The sequence below is a fragment of the Legionella hackeliae genome (assembly GCF_000953655.1).
Lineage (GTDB): Bacteria > Pseudomonadota > Gammaproteobacteria > Legionellales > Legionellaceae > Tatlockia > Tatlockia hackeliae.
This window is the reverse complement of sequence record NZ_LN681225.1, coordinates 1,596,406-1,613,857: the sequence shown is the minus strand read 5'-3', so window position 1 is coordinate 1,613,857 and position 17,452 is coordinate 1,596,406. Positions and strand designations below refer to the sequence as shown.

Genomic DNA, 17,452 nt, shown 5'->3' with positions numbered 1-17,452 from the left:
TTGCATTAATTTAATCAAACTATCATTTTTTTAGCATGTGCAGCAGTATATACGAAGAATTCTTTTATTCTATGTACACTGAAGTTCCAATAGCAACCCATAAAGCTAACTCAACTACATCAACATTTCTCATACGAATGCAACCGTGTGAGGCGGGTTTTCCTAATTCTGTTGAATCAGGTGTTCCATGAATATAGATATAGCGCTGTAAACTATCAACATCACCGCCTCGATTTCTACCCTCTTCAAGACCATCAAGCTGAAGAATACGAGACAATATCCAATCACGTTGAGGATATTGTAAAGCCACCGCAGGAGTATAAATCTCCCCAGTATGCTCACGAGAAACAAAAACCGAATTGATTGGGACATCAAGACCTATACAAGAATAAATTTGATGCCACCCTCTTGGCGTACAGCCACTGCCATTCTTCTCGCCTAAGCCATTTTTTCCTGTAGAAATAGAATATACCTTATAGGCATTATCATTTTCAAAACAATGCATCATTTGTTGGCTTGCAGAAATGTAAATAAATTGTTTTATACTTTTCATCATTTATTAATTAACCGCAACCGCCTTTGTATTTACAAATTCCAAAATCCCTTCTTTAGACAACTCACGTCCAAAGCCAGATCGTTTTATGCCGCCAAAGGGAACTCTTGGATCTGAGGCAACCAAAGCATTCACAAAACAGGCTCCAGCTTCAATGTCATATTGCGCAATGTGTTCTCCCCGGGCCAAATCTTGAGTGAATACTGCAGCTCCTAAACCATAAGGAGTTTCATTTGCCAACTGGATGGCCTCTGCTTCGTCTGAAGCCATAGTGATGGCAACCACTGGGCCAAATAATTCCTCATCAAAAGCAGCCATCCCCCTTTTAACATCTAATAAAAGTGTAGGCGGATAATAAAAACCCTTTCGCTTGGGTATTTCACCACCTTCAACTAATTTCGCACCTGATTTTACACTTCTTATGACCTGGTCATGAAGGGATTTTCGCAAATCATCTCGTGCCATGGGCCCCATATTGGTCTTATCATCCAAAGGATCGCCCATTTTATAATTTGCCATTAATGCTTTAATTTTTTCCACTAGCGCATTGTAAATCGGTTCCACAGCAATTACACGTTTTGCTGCAATACAGACTTGTCCAGTATTATTCAAACGTGATGTAACAATAGCTTTAGCCGCAAGATCCAGATCTGCATCATGTAATACCAAATAAGGATCACTTCCACCAAGTTCTAGTACCGCTTTCTTTAAATGATTCGCAGCATTTGAAGCAACGGCCGCTCCAGCTCTTTCACTCCCAGTGAGTGTGACAGCCACCACTTTATCATTGGCGATTACTTTTGCTGCCAAATCATTGTCCAGGACAAAATGTTGAAACAAATGCTCAGGAAAACCTGCCTCTTCAAATAATTTAGCAATTCTGTTTCCTGTACCGGTGGATATAGGAGCATGTTTTAAAATGGCAGCATTCCCAGCCATCACCGCCGGGACAGCAAAACGAAATACTTGCCAAAATGGAAAATTCCATGGCATGATGGCAAAAACAATACCTAATGGTTGATAACAAACCATCGTTTTCTTCATCTCGGTTTGAATGATTCTTGGCTGCAAATATTTTTCAGCATTCTCAGCATAATGTTCACAAACCCAAGCGCATTTTTCGATCTCGGCCCTACCTGCCGTAATGGGTTTTCCCATTTCGTTTGCCATCAGTAACGCAAGCTCATCCTTTTGTTCTCTAAGTAATTTAGCAAGATTTAACATTCTCTGATTGCGCTGAGAAAACGGTGTATTTTTCCATGCTTTGAAACTAAGATGTCCAGCATCAATATAAGTCGCTATCTGTTTCTCATTGAGAATAGGATATTCGTGTAAAACCTCTTCCGTGGTGGGATTAACCGTTTGAATGATCATGTAATTCTCCAAGTATTTTTCTTCAGTGTAGCTTATGGCGGATTAGACGCAAATCTCTGTACCTGACATTTTAATACAGAACTACGGTAGAATAATTTGTTATCTCATAACTGCTTTATCTTTGCCATTTGTAAAATAATTGCACTTCCTTTTTAATAGCATGCATGTCTATTCTTTGAAACCAGTGGCTCATTATTGAAACAAAACGTGCAACAGATGACAACTTTGTGACGGGATCCATATAAAATTAATCAATTACACCTTTAGTTTCTTGCACACCACTTTTGATTGTTGCTACTATTTTGCTAATTTCAGAGGTATTGACTGCTGATTAAAAACAAATATAAAGCAGTACGATAGAGCCACTTTTACAAATTTAGGATAAACAATGACAAATAAAAAACTAGGCTACCATCCCGTTCATTATTTGGTTGCCTGGGCTGTACATGCCTTCACGGCGAGTGCTGCATGTTTTGGTGTTCTTACTCTTGTCAAAATTTATCAGCATGATTACGTACAAGCGTTATGGTTTATGGCTATTACGGTAGTGATCGATGCAGTTGATGGTACATTAGCAAGATTAGTACGTGTGAAATCTGTTTTACCCAACGTTGACGGGACTTTACTGGACAATATTGTTGACTATTTGAACTATGTCATTACTCCTTGCTTTTTCCTCTATGTAAAGCCTGACATGCTGCCAGCAAGTTATTTATTAATTATTATCATAGGCATAACAATAACCTCGTCCTATCAGTTCTGTCAGATTGATGCAAAGACCCCTGATCATTTTTTTAAAGGGTTCCCCTGTTACTGGAATATTGCAGTGTTTTATATGTTTATTTTTGACACATCCATGTACACCAATGCCTTGATATTAGCCATTTTGTGTGTGCTTATTTTCGTACCCATTAAATATGTTTATCCTTCACGTCTCGATTATTTAACCAAATATCGCTATTTAAAAATTGTTATGCATACCTTCTCATTAATTTACGGGCTTAGTTCAGCTCTGGTTTTATGGAATTATCCACACATGGATTATATTTGGCTGTTTTTGTCTGTAAGTTATGTAGTTATGTATTTAGCACTTAGTATGTATCGAACTTACTCACCTATGACGCCAAATAAAATTGCAGCTCATGGTGAATAAAGAAAGCTGATTCACTTTTAATGCAGTTATCATTAGAATAGCGCTTCCAATTTTTTTGAGAGGTTTTTCATGTCATTTTGTAAAGCAATCATGTCTGTAGTAATGGTTACATTTTTCATAGGCGATTCGTCAGCTGCTGCCACAGCCCCCACACCATTTCCACATGGATGTGAAGTTAGAGGCTTTGGATTTGGTGATAGTCATTTAATTGTCAATGAAAATGGTGAGCAGTCATTTTATTTAATTCAAAACCGCAGTAGTCAACCTATTGAGCTACAACGCATTGAAACACGTGAAGTATTTATGAGCCCTTCCCTTAATACAAAGCTAGATCCTCTAAATTGGGCTGCATTTGCTTCAGACATCGCTGATTTACATTTTCAATGTTTTGTTAAAGAGAATGAAACTGTTAAAACACTTGATTGTCGGGATGTATTAGACGTTTGCCAATATCCTCGTGTTAAATTTGCTTTAAGTAACATGGGGAATTATTGGGTATCAACCAATAAATCACAAAATGACGTTATTACAGATGCAACAAAGAAAGGAATCTATTTACGTTGGTGATTAGGTGAAAACAACAAGACAGGATCAACTATTTCTTTTAGTGGGTATTATCGGCTCCTTTATTTTGCTATTTGGGCTCGCCGGTGCACCTGCAGAAAAGTACTATGTCATTGGTTCGGCGCTATTGCTTCTTACTTCGATTCATTTCAAGTTGATCTATTTTATAGCCCTTGAAATGATTCTTCTGGCTGGTCACGGTGCCATACTACTGGGGATTGGCACCACCCTGCAATTGGCTTTACCAATTCTTCTTTGCATTCAGTTATTGTCGTTCTACTTTATGAGCGGCCAGTTAAATAACATCTTTCTTATTGTTGGCATTACAGGTATTGCAGTGTTGTCTGTTGGATTTTCTTATGAAAATTAGTGGGTCTTTTTTATTGGAAGTTTTTCTATAGCAGTTTATGCATTTTATACCACTTATAAAGGTAAAACTGTTACTTTGTTATGGGCCATCCTGAATTCACTTTTTGCTGTTATTGCTATTTTCAAATTGTTTTTTTTACAAGGATAAGACTTATGGCTAAAACTCCTTCTAATATGGTTCCCTTAGGGACTCCAGCTCAACAATTTTCATTAATGAATGTGGTTGATAATTCTAAAGTCAATTTTAATGATAACTGGGACAGTAAAGCCACCGTCATTATGTTTATCTGTAATCACTGCCCCTATGTTAGGCATATCAGTCATGCATTAACAAAACTCGCACAAGACTACCTTTCAAAGGGTGTAAGCTTTTTGGCTATTAATTCCAACGATGTCGAAGCGTACCCTGCTGACTCACCAGAAAACATGAAAAAAATTGCTCTTGAGCAAAATTATCCTTTTCCCTATCTATATGATGAAACTCAAGAGGTAGCCAAAGCTTATCAAGCTGCTTGCACGCCTGATTTTTATATCTTTGATTCCGATCTACTTCTAGCTTACAGAGGTCAGTTCGACGACTCCCGCCCTGGTAATGACATTGCAGTTACAGGCAGCGATATACGTCAAGCCTTAGACAACTTATTGGCTAAGAAGCCAATTTCTACCGAACAAAAGCCCAGTCTTGGCTGCAATATAAAGTGGAAAAATTGATGGATTTTAAACTTGCCTTTTATGTCCCAGAAAGTCATCTTGAACTTGTTAAACAAGCACTATTTGATGCTGGAGCAGGAAGACAAGGGGATTATGAGCACTGTTGTTGGCAATGCCAAGGCCAAGGACAATTCAAACCCTTGAGCGGTGCAAATCCAACAATCGGTACAATCAATGCGCTCACGTTTGTCTCTGAGTATAAAGTTGAGATGCTCTGCTCAGCCTCACATATTGAAAAAGTTGTAGAGGCGTTAAAAACCAGCCATCCTTACGAAGAACCAGCATTTGAGGTGATACGACTAGAACGGTATTAAAAAGAATCTGCCGAGTAGCAGATTCTTTTTATGAGCCACATTCATTATTTAGATGGGGCAATTTGAACTTGCAGATTTGCAATTACATCGCTATGAACGTGAATTTCAACTACATAATCACCGATTGAGTGAATTGGTCCTTCAGGCATAACAATTTCACGCTTGCTAACTTCAATTGATTTTTCTTTTAAAGCATCTTTAATTTCATTGGGACCAACTGAACCATAAAGCTTGCCTTCGTCACTAGCCATTGCAGAAATCACCACGGTGATATCATTCAACTTGGCAGCACGTTGTTCAGCACTAGCCAATGATTGTTGAGCTTTCTTTTCAAGCTCTGCGCGACGCTGTTCAAACCGCTCAATATTTGACTCTGTAGCAAATACAGCTTTATTTTGTGGGATAAGGTAGTTGCGACCGTAACCAGCCTTTACATTTACTTTATCGCCTAAATTTCCTAAGTTTCTAATTTTTTCTAATAAAATAACTTCCATCTTAGTAAACCCCTTATTTTGCTCCACCTGTTTTAGCAGGTAAACGTAATCTAAAATTAAACCAACTATCTAAAGCACCTAAAACCACGTAAATGGGCAACATGACAAATGGTAATAAAACTAAAGGAATCAATATTAAAAATAATGTACCAATACCCTTTTTACCTCTGGTCAATATGTTAAAGCTTATACTTATACCAGCGCCTGCATAATATATTGCGAGCACGGGCAGAACGCTTATTGCTAAAGGGTTTTCTAAATAAGTACCAATTGCCGCAATAGTAAGTACAATAACACCCCACGCACTGGCTCGAAAATTAATCATTTCTTGTCGATATCCACCCGGATAATATAAGCCGGATTGGATAGAGCGAGCCAACATAAGTGAAGCAATTGCTGACAACACAATACTTACTGCTTGAATACCAACAATATAGTTAGCAATAACGACTGAATTGACTGCATCCTGGTTGTTTAGCAAATCAGCTACAGCATTGTCGTGCTCAACTTGCTTTAAGATTGCCTGGATAAATTGATATTGCTCAGTGATAAATTCCGGAGCCAAACAATGTATCATTAAAAGGCCTACTAACCCTTGCAAAACGATAAAACCAACAGCGATACGCCAACTTGTCGTTGAGCGCAATACACCCGCGGTCAAGTAGCAAGGCAAAAAGGCCATCACAGCATTCATCACAGCCAAAGACCAGGACGAGGATAGTAGTGACAGGAATAGCATTGCCAGCATCCCCACTACTAATCCTTTGAATCCAGCACCCCACCCCTTGCGCAAAGTTATTAACGCTATTACCGCGACAGATAACCATGCAGCAAAAGGAATCAAGGCTAAAATTGCGATATAAATCAACGCATAAGTATCATTTTCCAGTAGAAAATGTCCCTGCTTTCGCAATAACTCGCCCAAACGTGCCATTTTTATCGGTGGCTATCACAGTAAGGCAACAAGCCCAAGAATCGTGCCCATTTAATCGCCTGAGCCAATTGGCGTTGTGGGCGAGTGGGTGTACCAGTAATACGACTTGGAACTATCTTACCTGTTTCAGTAATGTAATTTTTCAGCACATTGACATCTTTATAATCGATTTCACTAGCACCTTCTGCACTGAAACGCATTTTTTTACGACGGAAATATGAAGTTGACATAAATAACTACTCCTTAGGCTGCTCTTTCATCTTTTTCTTTTTTCATTAACACGGATTGACCAGTGATCGCGTGTTTGCGCTTGATAATTAAATTTCTTAAAATCGCGTCATTGAATTTGAACGAATTTTTTAATTCATCAAGTGCAGCCTGATTACATTCGATGTTCATTAATATGTAATGTGCTTTATGTACATCTTTAATGGTGTAAGCAAGTTGTCTACGACCCCAATCTTCTTTACGATGAATTTGACCACCATGTTTAGTGATAATACCTTCATAGCGCTCTACCATTGCTGGTACTTGTTCGCTTTGATCGGGATGCACTAGAAACACTACTTCATAATGTCTCACTAATTTCTCCTTATGGATTAATAGCCTTCTCCAATGAAATTAGAGTAAGGCAAGGTTAAAAAAACGCACAATCTTAACTGATTTTCTATTTGGGAGCAAATTTACCATTAGATTTACTGGAATTTTGTCAAATTGTGAAGAGAAAACGCTTATCATTGCATTATAAAAGCACAAGAAGATAAAAAATTACAGCTGATTTACTATTCTTTAACCTTTTACCGGCAAATCTAAAAATCCAGACTACAATAAACAATAATTGCTGCTTAAGGATTATTAGTATGAGTGGGGACACCTTTAATGCATTAATTAAAGCACAAAGTATTCGTGCCATGCAGCATTTGATGTTACATGAGAAAATGAACTATCGTAAGGAGGTTAATGAGTTGGCAGAAACATGCTCTAATGTATTACAACAACACACAAATTCAGTAGATGTCATAGTCCAACTTATGGAAACATCTATGACCTCAAATTATTTGCAAACCTTGAAAACTGTGCAAAATGTACTTGAGCTATGTCAAGAAGAAAGAGGTAAAACTGTAGCGAATAGTTTCTATGGCGGAAGAGAGTCAGATAGGCTAGCTAAACGCATTACTGCCCTTGAGAAATCCAAAACAATGTCACCTTTGGATATTATGGATCAAATTGTGAACGATGTTTTAATAGAAGCATCGATCAAATACGACAGCGCTAACCCCTAATAATCAACTTTCGTATAGCTACTTCACCGCGGTGCAATGACGAAATTTTATTCGCAGAAAAACGTCTTTGTGAGCAATGCGAAGCAATAGTTAAGAGAGCCATTTTTATGGTCAAGCAAGACGATTAAAACATTGCATTTACTTGGGTCATGCGATATAACGTATTAAAAAGTAAAGAGGTTTTTATGAATATCGTGACTATTCCCTTTGAAGAACCACTCACTGTGAATATTAAAGGCACTACTGTTCAAATTGTTGCATTTAAAACGTTGGAGCATGGTAATATTAAATTTGGTGTCAATGCGCCACGTTCAGTCGAGGTTCATCGCGAAGAAATTTACCGGGCAATAAAACAGAAACAAAACAATGATGGTTCAGAATAATTCTTGCTAATGTCGCGCAATTCCAATCACTGCTCTATTATCGCTGCTTTTGCCCTTAGTCTATTGGCAACAATAGCCCTGGTTATCAACCATTTGTTCTACAAATTTCCTGGCAATAACTATTTCCCTCCAAATATCTTATTAATTGCTTTAATTCTTTTTCTTGGTTTTTTAGGTAGTTATCTACAATTTGGCCGCTCAAATATGGTTGTTAAAATGACTAGGGAATTGATTTATTATTTTCTGGTGATGTCAGTTATTGCATTTGCCACTAACGCGATTCAATACACACCCTTTACTCCAATCGATGACAAATTATTCGCCTTGGAAGCAGCTGCAAATATTAATTTAGTCAAAATTGTTGCCTGGACTCAACGCTCTGCGTTATTCACACAATTGCTTGTTTATATTTATGACAGCTTGCCTTATCAAATGAGTATTTTACCTCTCGTGGCCATTATCATGCGAAAATTCTCTTATTTACGTGAGTATTATTGCTTATTACTAATTAGTTCATTGATAGGGTTCACCATTTATTATTTTTATCCCACGGTGGCACCAGCAACTTTCTTTAAGAGTGAACTTTTTAGTCCCGAACAATACGCAACAGGTATTAAATTTAGTGAGATTCATCAGCACATCCCGCCATCAACCATTGATGGTGGAATGATTGCCTTTCCTTCGTTCCATGCAATTTGGGCCTGGCTTTGTCTTTATTTAATGCGTTGGTCGCGTTTCATTTTTTTCCTACTGCTACCTATTAACCTATTACTTATTGCATCCTGCGTATTATTAGGATGGCATTACCCAATCGATCTGATTGCAAGTGGTTTAATTTTGGCAGTTACCCATTATTTATGTTTTTTTTGTGCAAAAAAATAACTAGCTTATTTTTTTTGGAATCCCGCTTGGAAAATTTAACTCGCTTTGAAGCAGTTTCTGGTTAATCTTGGCAGACATGCTAATCTCTCTTAGTTTGGCATCTGCCAGAGCATTTAGACTTTGTCTTTTTTGCTCCACTAAAAGAGGATGCACCTGCATATATAACGCACCATCAGAGTAACCAAATTTAACAGGATTATTCAGTACTCGTACGGGCGTCCCCGTTTTCACCATGCTATAGAGGTATTCAATATCATCAGGCATCATTCTTAAGCAACCAGCACTTACCCTGGCTCCCACTCCATCACGTCGATTTGTTCCATGAATAAGATAAGTAGGCCAGCCCAGACGTAAAACATGCCTGCCCAGTGGGTTATCCTCGCCAGGAGGGAATTCATTCGGAATAGGAGCACCATGCTTTGCCGCTTCAGCAATGACATTGGCTGTTGGTCGCCACACAGGATTTCTTTCCTTGCTCACTACTTTTGTTAGTCCTAAAGGTGTAGTCCACCCTTCACGCCCAATACCTACAGGCATTGTTACAACAATATTCTCATCTGGAGGAAAATAATACAGGCGATATTCTGCCAGATTGATTACAATTCCCTCACGAGGTACATTAGGTAGAATAAACTGCGAAGGAATGAGCACTGTGGTTCGTTCATCTAATAGACTCGTCGGACTGATTTGTGGATTAGCCCTAATCATCTCGTAATAACCAATATCGTAACGCATCCCTACTTCACTTAATGACTCTCCCATTTCTGGATTCACATATTGAATCTCACCAATGACATCGCCTTGGGTTGGTAGCACGAAAGTAAGAGCCCATAACGGTTTTAAGGCAATTAGGCTTAAGCCTAGAACAAGTCTCTGCAAGATATTAATTCGTTTCATGCTTATTACTCTTCCAAAAGAAAAACGGCAAGGAAATACCTTGCCGTCACAAGAAAGATTACTACTAAATTATAAACTTACATCCGCTTTGAATCGATCACCATATTGCGCTTCTAGTTTTGCAAAAAGCTCATTGAGCTTGTCATGACCAAAGTGCTTGGCATAATTCATTGGACCACCACGGAAAGGAGCAAAGCCTGTCGCAAAAATCATTCCGCCATCGAGCAAATCGCTATCGGCAACAACACCTTCACGTAGACAAGTTGCAGCCTCATTAACCATTCGCAAAATTAAGCGATTAGAAATGTCTTTGCTGGGTTTGGTACTAGTTACCTTTTGCTTAATAGGTTTACCATTTTTATAGCGATAGAACCCTTCATCAGTTTTACGTCCCAGCTTTCCTTTCTTAACCATATCACGTAATCGTTGAGGAACGGTTCCACCGAAGTGCGAGGTTAAATTCTCAGCCACAGCCAAACAAACATCCATTCCGACAGTATCAGCCAATTCAACAGGCCCCATTACCATACCAAAGTCTTTCGCGGCTTTATCAATTTCTTCCCCACTATAACCTTCTTCAAGTAATTGCACACATTCCATGAGATAAGGCATCAATACGCGGTTGATTAAAAATCCTGGGCTTGATTTTACCGGCAATGGCAAACGTCCAATTTGATTTACAAAGGCGCATGCATCTTCACCCACATCTTTAGAAGTTTTCGAGCTGCTTACAACTTCTACAAGCTCCATTCTGGCGACTGGATTAAAGAAGTGAATTCCTACCAGACGTTTCGGATTAGTCATTGCAGTACTAATTTCATCCAAAGGAATGCTGGAAGTATTTGTAGCAATAATGGCAGTCTTTTTAGCTTTCGCCTCAACCTGCTTCATAATTGCTTGCTTAACTTCGAGATTTTCAAATACCGCTTCGATAAATACATCGGCACGCGCAATCCCATGTCCTTGTGGATCAGGTATCAATCTGTCCATAGCAGCCTGAATGAGACGTGGCTTACGTAATTTCTTTTTAAATAAAGCGTGCGCTCTTCCAATGGCAGGAGCGATTTGCAAATGTGATTTATCTTGTAAGGTTACGTGTAGTCCACGTAAAGCACACCAGGCAGCAATATCACCACCCATTACACCAGCCCCGATAACATGAACATGCTCTGCATTAAAATCGCTATCTTTTGCAAAAGCTTTCATCCGCTCACGCAATAAAAATGCACGAATGAGATTGCGTGCTGTATCACTTCCACTGACTAATTGCTCAACAGAATCAGCTTCCTTTAAATAAGCTCGCTCTCCCATGCCCCCTTCTTTTTCCCAAAGGTCAATCACCGCAAAAGGTGCAGGGTAATGTTTTTTAGATACGCGCTTGGCAACTTGACTGCGCAAAAGTGGAGCCAAGAGCTTGCGAACCCAAGCGGAATTCGTTAATCCCTGGAGAAATCCTGGCTTATGCTTAGGTGGCTTATTTTTTATAAAATAAACCGCGGCGCGCTTTAATTGTCTTAGTGGAACAACATCATCCACAATACCTAAATGCTTAGCTTTTTCTGCACTCAATGGTGCGCCAGTCAGAATGACTTTAGACAGTGCATCAAATCCGCCAATTAGTCGTGGTAAACGGGCAGTGCCACCCCAGCCAGGATGAATGCCTAACATGACTTCTGGCAAGCCGATACGAGTATCTTTATCGTCACTGGCGATACGATAATTGCAAGCTAGTGCTAACTCCAAGCCACCGCCCATACAAAAACCATCAATCATGGCTACAGTGGGTATTGATAAAGCTTCCAATCGAGAAAAAACAGTTTGTCCTTTTCTAAGAAAATCAACTGCTTCTGCGGGAGTTGTGAATTGAGAAAACGCATTCACATCAGCTCCGGCAATAAAACCTTTCTCTTTTGCTGAATAAATGATCAAACCTTTTAATTTTGCGCGCTGGCCAATTTCTTGTAGAAGCCCATTTAATTCATCCAACACTTCGTTATTAATCGCATTGACGGCTGTATCTTGACGATTAATTGCCAACCAAGCAATGTGATCAGCATCCGTTTGTAATTCCCAATGTTTATAGTTACTCATGTCCTTTTACCTCTGTCACACGTTCCAGATACATTGCTCCCCCTTGTCCTCCACCGATGCAGATAGCGGCCATACCGCGTGCTCCATTGTGGTGTTTTAGAGATTGCAGCACATGCAATACTATACGAGCGCCGCTAGCACCAATTGGATGACCCGCTGCTATCGCACCACCATCCATATTTAATCGACCTAATGAAGGTGCCCCCATTGCTTGTTTTAAACCTAACTGAGTACGGCAATATTCTTCATCATCCCATGCTGCCAAACAACCTAAAACCTGGGCGGCAAATGCTTCATTAATTTCCCAGCAATCAAAATCAACAGGTTTTAAGTTGTGACGCTCCATAATCGGTGTTGCTGCATGAACAGGCCCTAATCCCATCTGTGATGGATCAAGTGCTGCCCATTGGGAGTCAACTATGCGTCCTATAACAGGCAAATTATATTTTTTAACGGCATCACCACTTGCCAGGAGGAGCAAACAAGCACCATCGGTTACTTGTGAGCTGTTACCTGGCGTCACCATTCCATATTTTTTATCAAAATAGGGTTTTAGTTTCGCAAGTTTTTCAACGCTAGAATCTGCACGAACGCCATCATCCTGAGGATAAACTCGCCCTCTACTATCAATAATCGGCGTTACTTCCTCCATGCGCCCTTCTGCAAATGCTAACGCTAAACGTCGATGACTTTCACAAGCAAAAGCATCCATCTGTTCGCGAGTAATGTTGAAGCGATAAGCGACTTTTTCAGCGGTTTGTCCCATGTTTAAACCGACAATGGGATCAGTTAGTCCACGTAATAATGCGATTACAGGAGCAAGAAATGAGGGTCTAAATTTAGTCATTAACACTGCACGCTGTCCCATGCTTTTGGCAGCAAACCAGCTCGCAAGCCATGACGCCATTTTTTGGTTAAATAATAAAGGCGCATGACTCATTGCTTCGGTACCACCAGCAAGAACAAGATTACTTCTGCCATTGGCAATTTGCATCGCTGCATTATCAAGAGCCTGCATACCAGAAGCGCAGTTTCGCATAACAGTAAACCCTGGAACTTTTTCTCCACAACCAAGACGCAGTGCTATTACTCTGGCAATATTTGCTTCGTCAGGACCTGGCATGGCAGAACCGATGATTACCTCGTCCAAATCAGAGGGTAGAAAAGGCTGACGATTTAACAATGGCATACCTGCCGCAACCGCCAAATCTGAGCCAGTAAAAGGACCTATATTTTTGGCTTTAAGAAATGGTGTTCGACTACCATCAACTACATATACATCTCTGCCGCTTAAATTCGATTTGAGCTTCATTACTCCTCCTGATAGTTGCCAATGCAGCTGACAATCGTGAAAAATCATCCTATAAAAGATAGCAGTAATCCTGTGGTTTTGTAAGCTTTTAGAGACTTGATATAAAAAACATTTTTAAATAGAGTTGACGTCGCATAAATACCTGTTATACTTCGCCTCCATTGAACGGAGAGATGGCCGAGTGGTCGAAGGCGCTCCCCTGCTAAGGGAGTATGGGAGAAATCCCATCGAGGGTTCGAATCCCTCTCTCTCCGCCACGTACACGCGCCCGTAGCTCAGTTGGATAGAGTATCTGGCTACGAACCAGGGGGTCGGAGGTTCGAATCCTTCCGGGCGCGCCATATAAGTCAGAACTTACGTGAATTTTGAGTCGGAGTAAAAAAAGTGATGTAGAAATTTATAACACTTTTTTTACCCTTTCACGTTACTACCTTCTGAATTACTTTTTTGTCATCTAATCGCGATGCTCTCTATCAACAAAGATTACTAAAAACTTATCAGGCGAATCCGGTACTCATGGAGGAAGCATTAATTACTGTCTTAGCATCCGATAAAATGCCGCCCCTCTCAGAAGAACAAATCGAATTAAACAAATCACCTAAAGCAATGGAGATGTTAACCGATTTAAGTCAAGCAGCTCCTCAACTGAAGTCATTTTTACTTCATGCCTATCGTAGGCAGAAAAATATGCGCAACCAGCTTAATGGCACTAGTACTTTACATGCTGAAATCGCAGAGATTATAAGCAATAACTTGCAACCCAATACAAAAGCTGAGCTAGTTCTATGATAATGGTCATCCCTGCTTCCAAAAGAAACAGGGATTTCTGAAGGTACAAAAAGAATTAGTAGTGCCATCTAAATCAGCAGAATGGGAGTTTGAGTCTGATGGCTCCATACCCTGGTAAAGGAAAAAACTTTGAGGGTTTGTTGATGCTGCATAGGGATTTAATTGAGATTGTCCGGAAAGCACAGGAAATTGTTGCTGTGATGGCGAAGATTGCACTGTAGATATTTCCTTACTACTGATCGGGTCCAGACGCTCAACATAGCTTTCTAAAAACATATCTTTTCTCAAACAGTTTAAAACATACTTCTTGTCTTTTAAAAAAACCTCATACTGTATTGGGCCATTTTCAGACGCTATACCATTTGGGTTCCACTGTGTATCAGCGTGATTTGTTTTTTGGGCCAGTAGCTCTTTAATAACAGGATGTATCATCAAGGTTCTGAAACACACAAGCGTAACTCATTTTGATTTGGACTCGAATCCACTCGATACTAAAACAGTACCCGAATGTGCGGCTATAGTTGAAGCGCTGAATGATTCAAACATTACACATCTTAATTTGGGTGGGATTTTTCTCCTGGATCATGCAGTAACGCAACTGTTAGCCGTTATGAGTTCACTTAAATATCCAGGCCTTGGCCATCTTGATTTAACCGATAATAAGCTTTATGAATAAAGGCTAAGGATTTAGAGCTTGTTTTAAGACCCTGCCTCAATCGATTGAATCCGTATTGTTGACACTTGAAGAGATAGAAATGATGACTCCGGAACAACGTCAAGCCATTCAAGTCCGTTTTCCCAAGGCGGGGCAATTAGGAAACCAGGCCTTAAATTCTGCTGTAAACAGAGCTGATGCCATATCTATGCTCGGCTCGGCTTTAAAACATCTGCTCCTAGTTTATTCAATTCATTGGGCTTTTATATCGCAAACAATAAGGCCAAATCTACACCTCTCTTGCAAATGCTTGAGGAGAATACAAAGACTCAGGTAGATCAACTTGTCAGTGAATTTGAGCCCAAGATCCTCTAGCGAAGTTTACATAGACGCTAAGCAAAGAACTATTCTGCTTATTGGATTACATTAGCATTTGCTTTAGGCTCCAAGAAGTTTAACAAGAAGGAGTCCCCACGTTTGGATTTAAAAAAAGAATGATTACTTTCCGCCACACTATAAGTGGTTGCTTTCTGATATTGCTTAAACAGTTCACTATCACTAAGCACCGTATCTTTTGGAAGCTTGCAAATACCCTTCATATCTGCGCGTAACTCTTCTTTATCTTCTGACGATAAATATTTAAGAGTTAGTGTGAAGTCGACAAAGCTTTGCAATAGCTCAGGAAGTATTGGCCTTAAAATAGTAAAGCAGAGGTGTCTTTTTTCAGGTTGCAAAGGAAATAACATATTGCAAAACTCATAACCACTACTTATCACTTGAGTTTTTGCATTAATCTGACTTGTACAAAGTTTTTCACATTGAGTCATATCAAGATATTTCAATACGTTACCCAGCTGCCTGCCATCTTTACTAATACCTGGTAGGAATTCAAAAAAGTATTCAAGAAAAATTATTCTTTTCTCGACTGAAAGCACGCTACAAAGGGAATCGAATTGTGCGCCATTACTGATCAGATGGGGCAGTGCGGCATGTACAGTTTTACAGATTTCCCTGGCCGTTTCATTTGAAAGATAAATTAGCCCTACAGTAAAAGCCACATTGGAAGAAGAGAACAGCTGCTTAACATTGTTTCCTAGTATTTTAAACAAACTCTCTCTACTACTTTCCGAGAGGTAACGTAAAAGTCTGGCCAGCAGTGCAGCATCTTCTGTACTGACAGAAATCTGCATGTTTAAATAATTAAATACTGCATCACGCTGTGGCGTTGTTAACTGTTCGAGCAAGAAACCTAAAGACTCAAGATTATTGAAAAATAAACTTTGCCACTCTTTCAAATTAGCAAAAATAAAAGGATAACACTCAGGATCTGAAGCAACTAATAAACGCTGTAAATCATCAGCGTTTACAACATATTTTTCTATTAAAGCTATTAAATCCGTTTGTAATTCTTTAAACTGCGATGGTTTTAACATCTCTAACAGGTCAATTAAATCGCAGAGTGAGTGAACTTCTTCTAAGCCCTCTAATTCAAGTAGCAATTCAGTGCTAATTGTTTTTAATGGGTCTGAACCACTAGGAGAGTCTTTCAAATTGGTTATCAAAATATCAAATTTTTTATACAATTCAGAAAGATAAAGCCAATCTGCAGACGTTTCCTGAAATAAAGCCTTTCCATGTTCTCTAAGTGTTTTTTCTAACACAAAAGAAATCGATTCGACACAATCAAATGACTTACTATCCGATTTATTTAGAATGGCGATTAATTGATCAAGGTTTTGTTGTTCGGATGAACTTTTCAATCCACCCAGTTTGATACGAATATCTTCAGGTATGAGTTGCCAATAATCCATGAAACTCATGATACCATTTAAGGCTTCGATGCTCGCTTCATTTTCTTTTCCACCATGACCACCATGCTCCCCGCCTTCTCGCAAGCTGAAAATTAATTTTTGTAACTTACCACCAACGCTGGAATTTCCGAGCTTGGTTTCCTGGATCAAGTTAAAAACTTCAAACAATTCCTTGGTTTGTGGGCTGAACTCTCGTAATCGTTTCAATTCATTTTCTGATAATTTTTTACCAGTGTAAGGATTGATTAAATCTTTAGGAGCAACGCTACCGTGATGGCTAAGGCATGATAAAACGCTTACTGGAATCAATGAACAATTATCCTCCGAAAGCATGACCGCATTGAGTGGATGCATATCCACATCGTCTTTTAAATAAAGGATGTCATCTTTAATATGGGTAATCGTTGGCATTAAATACTGGTAAATCGATAAATCATCATCCTTATCATGAAGTATTGTAGCCAACTTATGACAAATGACAGTTAAAGGATGCTGACTCTGACTGGTATAAGCTAGCATAGAGCCAGCAATTTTCCCCCACCGCTTTTTTAGTAAATTACTTATTTCGGTTAGGCGGGTTTCGTCAGAACAAAGCTTATCGCTTAGAACTGAATCTAGTTGAGTAATAAATATCTTTACTTCTTTATTAATCAAGCGATTTTTATAACTGACTACAGTTGATCCTAATTGTGCCTCTAATTGGGTAATCAAGGCTAGAAAAGGTTTTGGGTCCACCATTTAACTCCTGTAGTATTAGCTCTCTACTGATTTCTCATCAAACGATTGAATCTGAGTTAGAAACTATAGTTCTATGTTTTTAAAATGTTTTTTAGTAATAAGCCTACCGGCGAGGTGTGCTTACTATAGAAATTTTGGTTCTAAA

At 39.2% G+C, this 17,452-nt stretch carries 21 protein-coding genes and 2 tRNA genes; 12 read left to right on the top strand and 11 right to left on the bottom strand.

The window, feature by feature from the left end:
- Nucleotides 1–64 precede the first annotated feature (64 nt).
- The gene (locus tag LHA_RS07255; RefSeq protein ID WP_045105948.1) at nucleotides 65–556 is read right to left on the bottom strand and encodes a L,D-transpeptidase; all 492 of its coding nucleotides are present in this window, start codon (nucleotides 554–556) and stop codon (nucleotides 65–67) included.
- Between the two features lie 3 nt (nucleotides 557–559).
- On the bottom strand, nucleotides 560–1,927 hold the full coding sequence (locus tag LHA_RS07250) for an NAD-dependent succinate-semialdehyde dehydrogenase (protein ID WP_045105947.1): 1,368 nt from the start codon (nucleotides 1,925–1,927) through the stop codon (nucleotides 560–562).
- A 388-nt stretch (nucleotides 1,928–2,315) separates the two neighbouring features.
- Between LHA_RS07250 and pcsA the strand changes: the two genes are divergently transcribed.
- The 5 genes from pcsA (at nucleotide 2,316) to LHA_RS07225 (ending at nucleotide 5,038) form a co-directional block, all read left to right on the top strand.
- Nucleotides 2,316–3,080 (top strand): phosphatidylcholine synthase, encoded by a 765-nt coding sequence (gene pcsA / locus LHA_RS07245; protein ID WP_045105946.1) that lies wholly within the window; start codon nucleotides 2,316–2,318, stop codon nucleotides 3,078–3,080.
- Nucleotides 3,081–3,149: 69 nt separating this feature from the next.
- Nucleotides 3,150–3,647 carry a hypothetical protein gene (locus LHA_RS07240; protein WP_045105945.1) on the top strand — a complete coding sequence of 166 codons (498 nt, stop codon included), beginning with the start codon at nucleotides 3,150–3,152 and terminating at the stop codon, nucleotides 3,645–3,647.
- Nucleotides 3,648–3,651: 4 nt separating this feature from the next.
- A complete protein-coding gene (locus LHA_RS07235) occupies nucleotides 3,652–4,014 on the top strand; it encodes a hypothetical protein (protein WP_231861993.1) in 363 nt (120 codons plus the stop codon).
- Between the two features lie 152 nt (nucleotides 4,015–4,166).
- Nucleotides 4,167–4,724 carry a thioredoxin family protein gene (locus tag LHA_RS07230; protein WP_045105944.1) on the top strand — a complete coding sequence of 186 codons (558 nt, stop codon included), beginning with the start codon at nucleotides 4,167–4,169 and terminating at the stop codon, nucleotides 4,722–4,724.
- A complete protein-coding gene (locus tag LHA_RS07225) occupies nucleotides 4,724–5,038 on the top strand; it encodes a Nif3-like dinuclear metal center hexameric protein (protein ID WP_045105943.1) in 315 nt (104 codons plus the stop codon). The genes LHA_RS07230 and LHA_RS07225 overlap by 1 nt, the downstream gene beginning before the upstream one ends.
- A 44-nt stretch (nucleotides 5,039–5,082) precedes the next feature.
- On the opposite strand, the gene rplI is transcribed toward LHA_RS07225, so the two are convergent.
- From rplI to rpsF, 4 genes are read right to left on the bottom strand one after another with little or no spacing between them, the layout of a single operon-like run.
- Entirely contained in the window at nucleotides 5,083–5,532 is a 450-nt protein-coding gene (gene rplI / locus LHA_RS07220; protein WP_045105942.1) for a 50S ribosomal protein L9, read from the bottom strand.
- A 13-nt stretch (nucleotides 5,533–5,545) separates the two neighbouring features.
- Nucleotides 5,546–6,466 (bottom strand): hypothetical protein, encoded by a 921-nt coding sequence (locus LHA_RS07215; RefSeq protein WP_045105941.1) that lies wholly within the window; start codon nucleotides 6,464–6,466, stop codon nucleotides 5,546–5,548.
- A 2-nt stretch (nucleotides 6,467–6,468) separates the two neighbouring features.
- Nucleotides 6,469–6,696 (bottom strand): 30S ribosomal protein S18, encoded by a 228-nt coding sequence (gene rpsR, locus LHA_RS07210; protein WP_045105940.1) that lies wholly within the window; start codon nucleotides 6,694–6,696, stop codon nucleotides 6,469–6,471.
- Between the two features lie 13 nt (nucleotides 6,697–6,709).
- Complete coding sequence (rpsF, locus tag LHA_RS07205) at nucleotides 6,710–7,048, bottom strand: 30S ribosomal protein S6 (RefSeq protein WP_045105939.1); 339 nt, start codon at nucleotides 7,046–7,048, stop codon at nucleotides 6,710–6,712.
- Nucleotides 7,049–7,326: 278 nt separating this feature from the next.
- On the opposite strand from rpsF, the gene LHA_RS07200 reads away from it, so the two are divergent.
- From LHA_RS07200 to LHA_RS07190, 3 genes are all read left to right on the top strand, one after another.
- Nucleotides 7,327–7,749, top strand: a complete 423-nt coding sequence (locus LHA_RS07200; RefSeq protein WP_045105938.1) for a hypothetical protein — start codon at nucleotides 7,327–7,329, stop codon at nucleotides 7,747–7,749.
- A 185-nt stretch (nucleotides 7,750–7,934) separates the two neighbouring features.
- A complete protein-coding gene (locus tag LHA_RS07195; RefSeq protein WP_045105937.1) occupies nucleotides 7,935–8,132 on the top strand; it encodes a carbon storage regulator in 198 nt (65 codons plus the stop codon).
- A gap of 9 nt (nucleotides 8,133–8,141) precedes the next feature.
- On the top strand, nucleotides 8,142–9,014 hold the full coding sequence (locus LHA_RS07190) for a phosphatase PAP2 family protein (protein ID WP_045105936.1): 873 nt from the start codon (nucleotides 8,142–8,144) through the stop codon (nucleotides 9,012–9,014).
- Here the strand turns inward: LHA_RS07190 and LHA_RS07185 are convergent, their stop codons facing one another.
- The 3 genes from LHA_RS07185 to LHA_RS07175 all read right to left on the bottom strand — a co-directional run bounded on the left by LHA_RS07185 (nucleotide 9,015) and on the right by LHA_RS07175 (nucleotide 13,314).
- The gene (locus tag LHA_RS07185; protein WP_045105935.1) at nucleotides 9,015–9,911 is read right to left on the bottom strand and encodes a L,D-transpeptidase family protein; all 897 of its coding nucleotides are present in this window, start codon (nucleotides 9,909–9,911) and stop codon (nucleotides 9,015–9,017) included.
- A gap of 69 nt (nucleotides 9,912–9,980) precedes the next feature.
- Complete coding sequence (locus tag LHA_RS07180) at nucleotides 9,981–12,002, bottom strand: 3-hydroxyacyl-CoA dehydrogenase NAD-binding domain-containing protein (RefSeq protein ID WP_045105934.1); 2,022 nt, start codon at nucleotides 12,000–12,002, stop codon at nucleotides 9,981–9,983.
- On the bottom strand, nucleotides 11,995–13,314 hold the full coding sequence (locus LHA_RS07175) for an acetyl-CoA C-acetyltransferase (RefSeq protein ID WP_045105933.1): 1,320 nt from the start codon (nucleotides 13,312–13,314) through the stop codon (nucleotides 11,995–11,997). Before LHA_RS07175 ends, LHA_RS07180 begins: the two co-directional genes overlap by 8 nt.
- Before the next feature lie 167 nt (nucleotides 13,315–13,481).
- Between LHA_RS07175 and LHA_RS07170 the strand changes: the two genes are divergently transcribed.
- The 3 genes from LHA_RS07170 to LHA_RS07160 all read left to right on the top strand — a co-directional run bounded on the left by LHA_RS07170 (nucleotide 13,482) and on the right by LHA_RS07160 (nucleotide 14,103).
- Nucleotides 13,482–13,571 (top strand) — tRNA-Ser (locus tag LHA_RS07170).
- A 7-nt stretch (nucleotides 13,572–13,578) separates the two neighbouring features.
- Nucleotides 13,579–13,655, top strand: a tRNA-Arg gene (locus LHA_RS07165).
- A 106-nt stretch (nucleotides 13,656–13,761) separates the two neighbouring features.
- On the top strand, nucleotides 13,762–14,103 hold the full coding sequence (locus LHA_RS07160; RefSeq protein ID WP_147292325.1) for a hypothetical protein: 342 nt from the start codon (nucleotides 13,762–13,764) through the stop codon (nucleotides 14,101–14,103).
- 6 nt (nucleotides 14,104–14,109) lie between these two features.
- Here the strand turns inward: LHA_RS07160 and LHA_RS07155 are convergent, their stop codons facing one another.
- The gene (locus LHA_RS07155) at nucleotides 14,110–14,535 is read right to left on the bottom strand and encodes a hypothetical protein (protein ID WP_045105931.1); all 426 of its coding nucleotides are present in this window, start codon (nucleotides 14,533–14,535) and stop codon (nucleotides 14,110–14,112) included.
- Between the two features lie 37 nt (nucleotides 14,536–14,572).
- Between LHA_RS07155 and LHA_RS07150 the strand changes: the two genes are divergently transcribed.
- Complete coding sequence (locus LHA_RS07150) at nucleotides 14,573–14,779, top strand: hypothetical protein (RefSeq protein WP_045105930.1); 207 nt, start codon at nucleotides 14,573–14,575, stop codon at nucleotides 14,777–14,779.
- Between the two features lie 392 nt (nucleotides 14,780–15,171).
- Here the strand turns inward: LHA_RS07150 and LHA_RS07140 are convergent, their stop codons facing one another.
- Nucleotides 15,172–17,307: a hypothetical protein gene (locus LHA_RS07140; protein ID WP_045105928.1), complete on the bottom strand. Its 2,136-nt coding sequence runs from the start codon at nucleotides 17,305–17,307 to the stop codon at nucleotides 15,172–15,174.
- Nucleotides 17,308–17,452: the final 145 nt, after the last annotated feature.

Bases quoted from the DNA above. Each gene is read 5' to 3' on its own strand.
- LHA_RS07255 (WP_045105948.1), bottom strand. From the start codon at position 556: ATGATGAAAAGTATAAAACAATTTATTTACATTTCTGCAAGCCAACAA.
- LHA_RS07250 (WP_045105947.1), bottom strand. From the start codon at position 1,927: ATGATCATTCAAACGGTTAATCCCACCACGGAAGAGGTTTTACACGAA.
- pcsA (WP_045105946.1), top strand. From the start codon at position 2,316: ATGACAAATAAAAAACTAGGCTACCATCCCGTTCATTATTTGGTTGCC.
- LHA_RS07240 (WP_045105945.1), top strand. From the start codon at position 3,150: ATGTCATTTTGTAAAGCAATCATGTCTGTAGTAATGGTTACATTTTTC.
- LHA_RS07230 (WP_045105944.1), top strand. From the start codon at position 4,167: ATGGCTAAAACTCCTTCTAATATGGTTCCCTTAGGGACTCCAGCTCAA.
- LHA_RS07225 (WP_045105943.1), top strand. From the start codon at position 4,724: ATGGATTTTAAACTTGCCTTTTATGTCCCAGAAAGTCATCTTGAACTT.
- rplI (WP_045105942.1), bottom strand. From the start codon at position 5,532: ATGGAAGTTATTTTATTAGAAAAAATTAGAAACTTAGGAAATTTAGGC.
- LHA_RS07215 (WP_045105941.1), bottom strand. From the start codon at position 6,466: ATGGCACGTTTGGGCGAGTTATTGCGAAAGCAGGGACATTTTCTACTG.
- rpsR (WP_045105940.1), bottom strand. From the start codon at position 6,696: ATGTCAACTTCATATTTCCGTCGTAAAAAAATGCGTTTCAGTGCAGAA.
- LHA_RS07200 (WP_045105938.1), top strand. From the start codon at position 7,327: ATGAGTGGGGACACCTTTAATGCATTAATTAAAGCACAAAGTATTCGT.
- LHA_RS07195 (WP_045105937.1), top strand. From the start codon at position 7,935: ATGAATATCGTGACTATTCCCTTTGAAGAACCACTCACTGTGAATATT.
- LHA_RS07190 (WP_045105936.1), top strand. From the start codon at position 8,142: ATGTCGCGCAATTCCAATCACTGCTCTATTATCGCTGCTTTTGCCCTT.
- LHA_RS07185 (WP_045105935.1), bottom strand. From the start codon at position 9,911: ATGAAACGAATTAATATCTTGCAGAGACTTGTTCTAGGCTTAAGCCTA.
- LHA_RS07180 (WP_045105934.1), bottom strand. From the start codon at position 12,002: ATGAGTAACTATAAACATTGGGAATTACAAACGGATGCTGATCACATT.
- LHA_RS07175 (WP_045105933.1), bottom strand. From the start codon at position 13,314: ATGAAGCTCAAATCGAATTTAAGCGGCAGAGATGTATATGTAGTTGAT.
- LHA_RS07155 (WP_045105931.1), bottom strand. From the start codon at position 14,535: ATGATACATCCTGTTATTAAAGAGCTACTGGCCCAAAAAACAAATCAC.
- LHA_RS07140 (WP_045105928.1), bottom strand. From the start codon at position 17,307: ATGGTGGACCCAAAACCTTTTCTAGCCTTGATTACCCAATTAGAGGCA.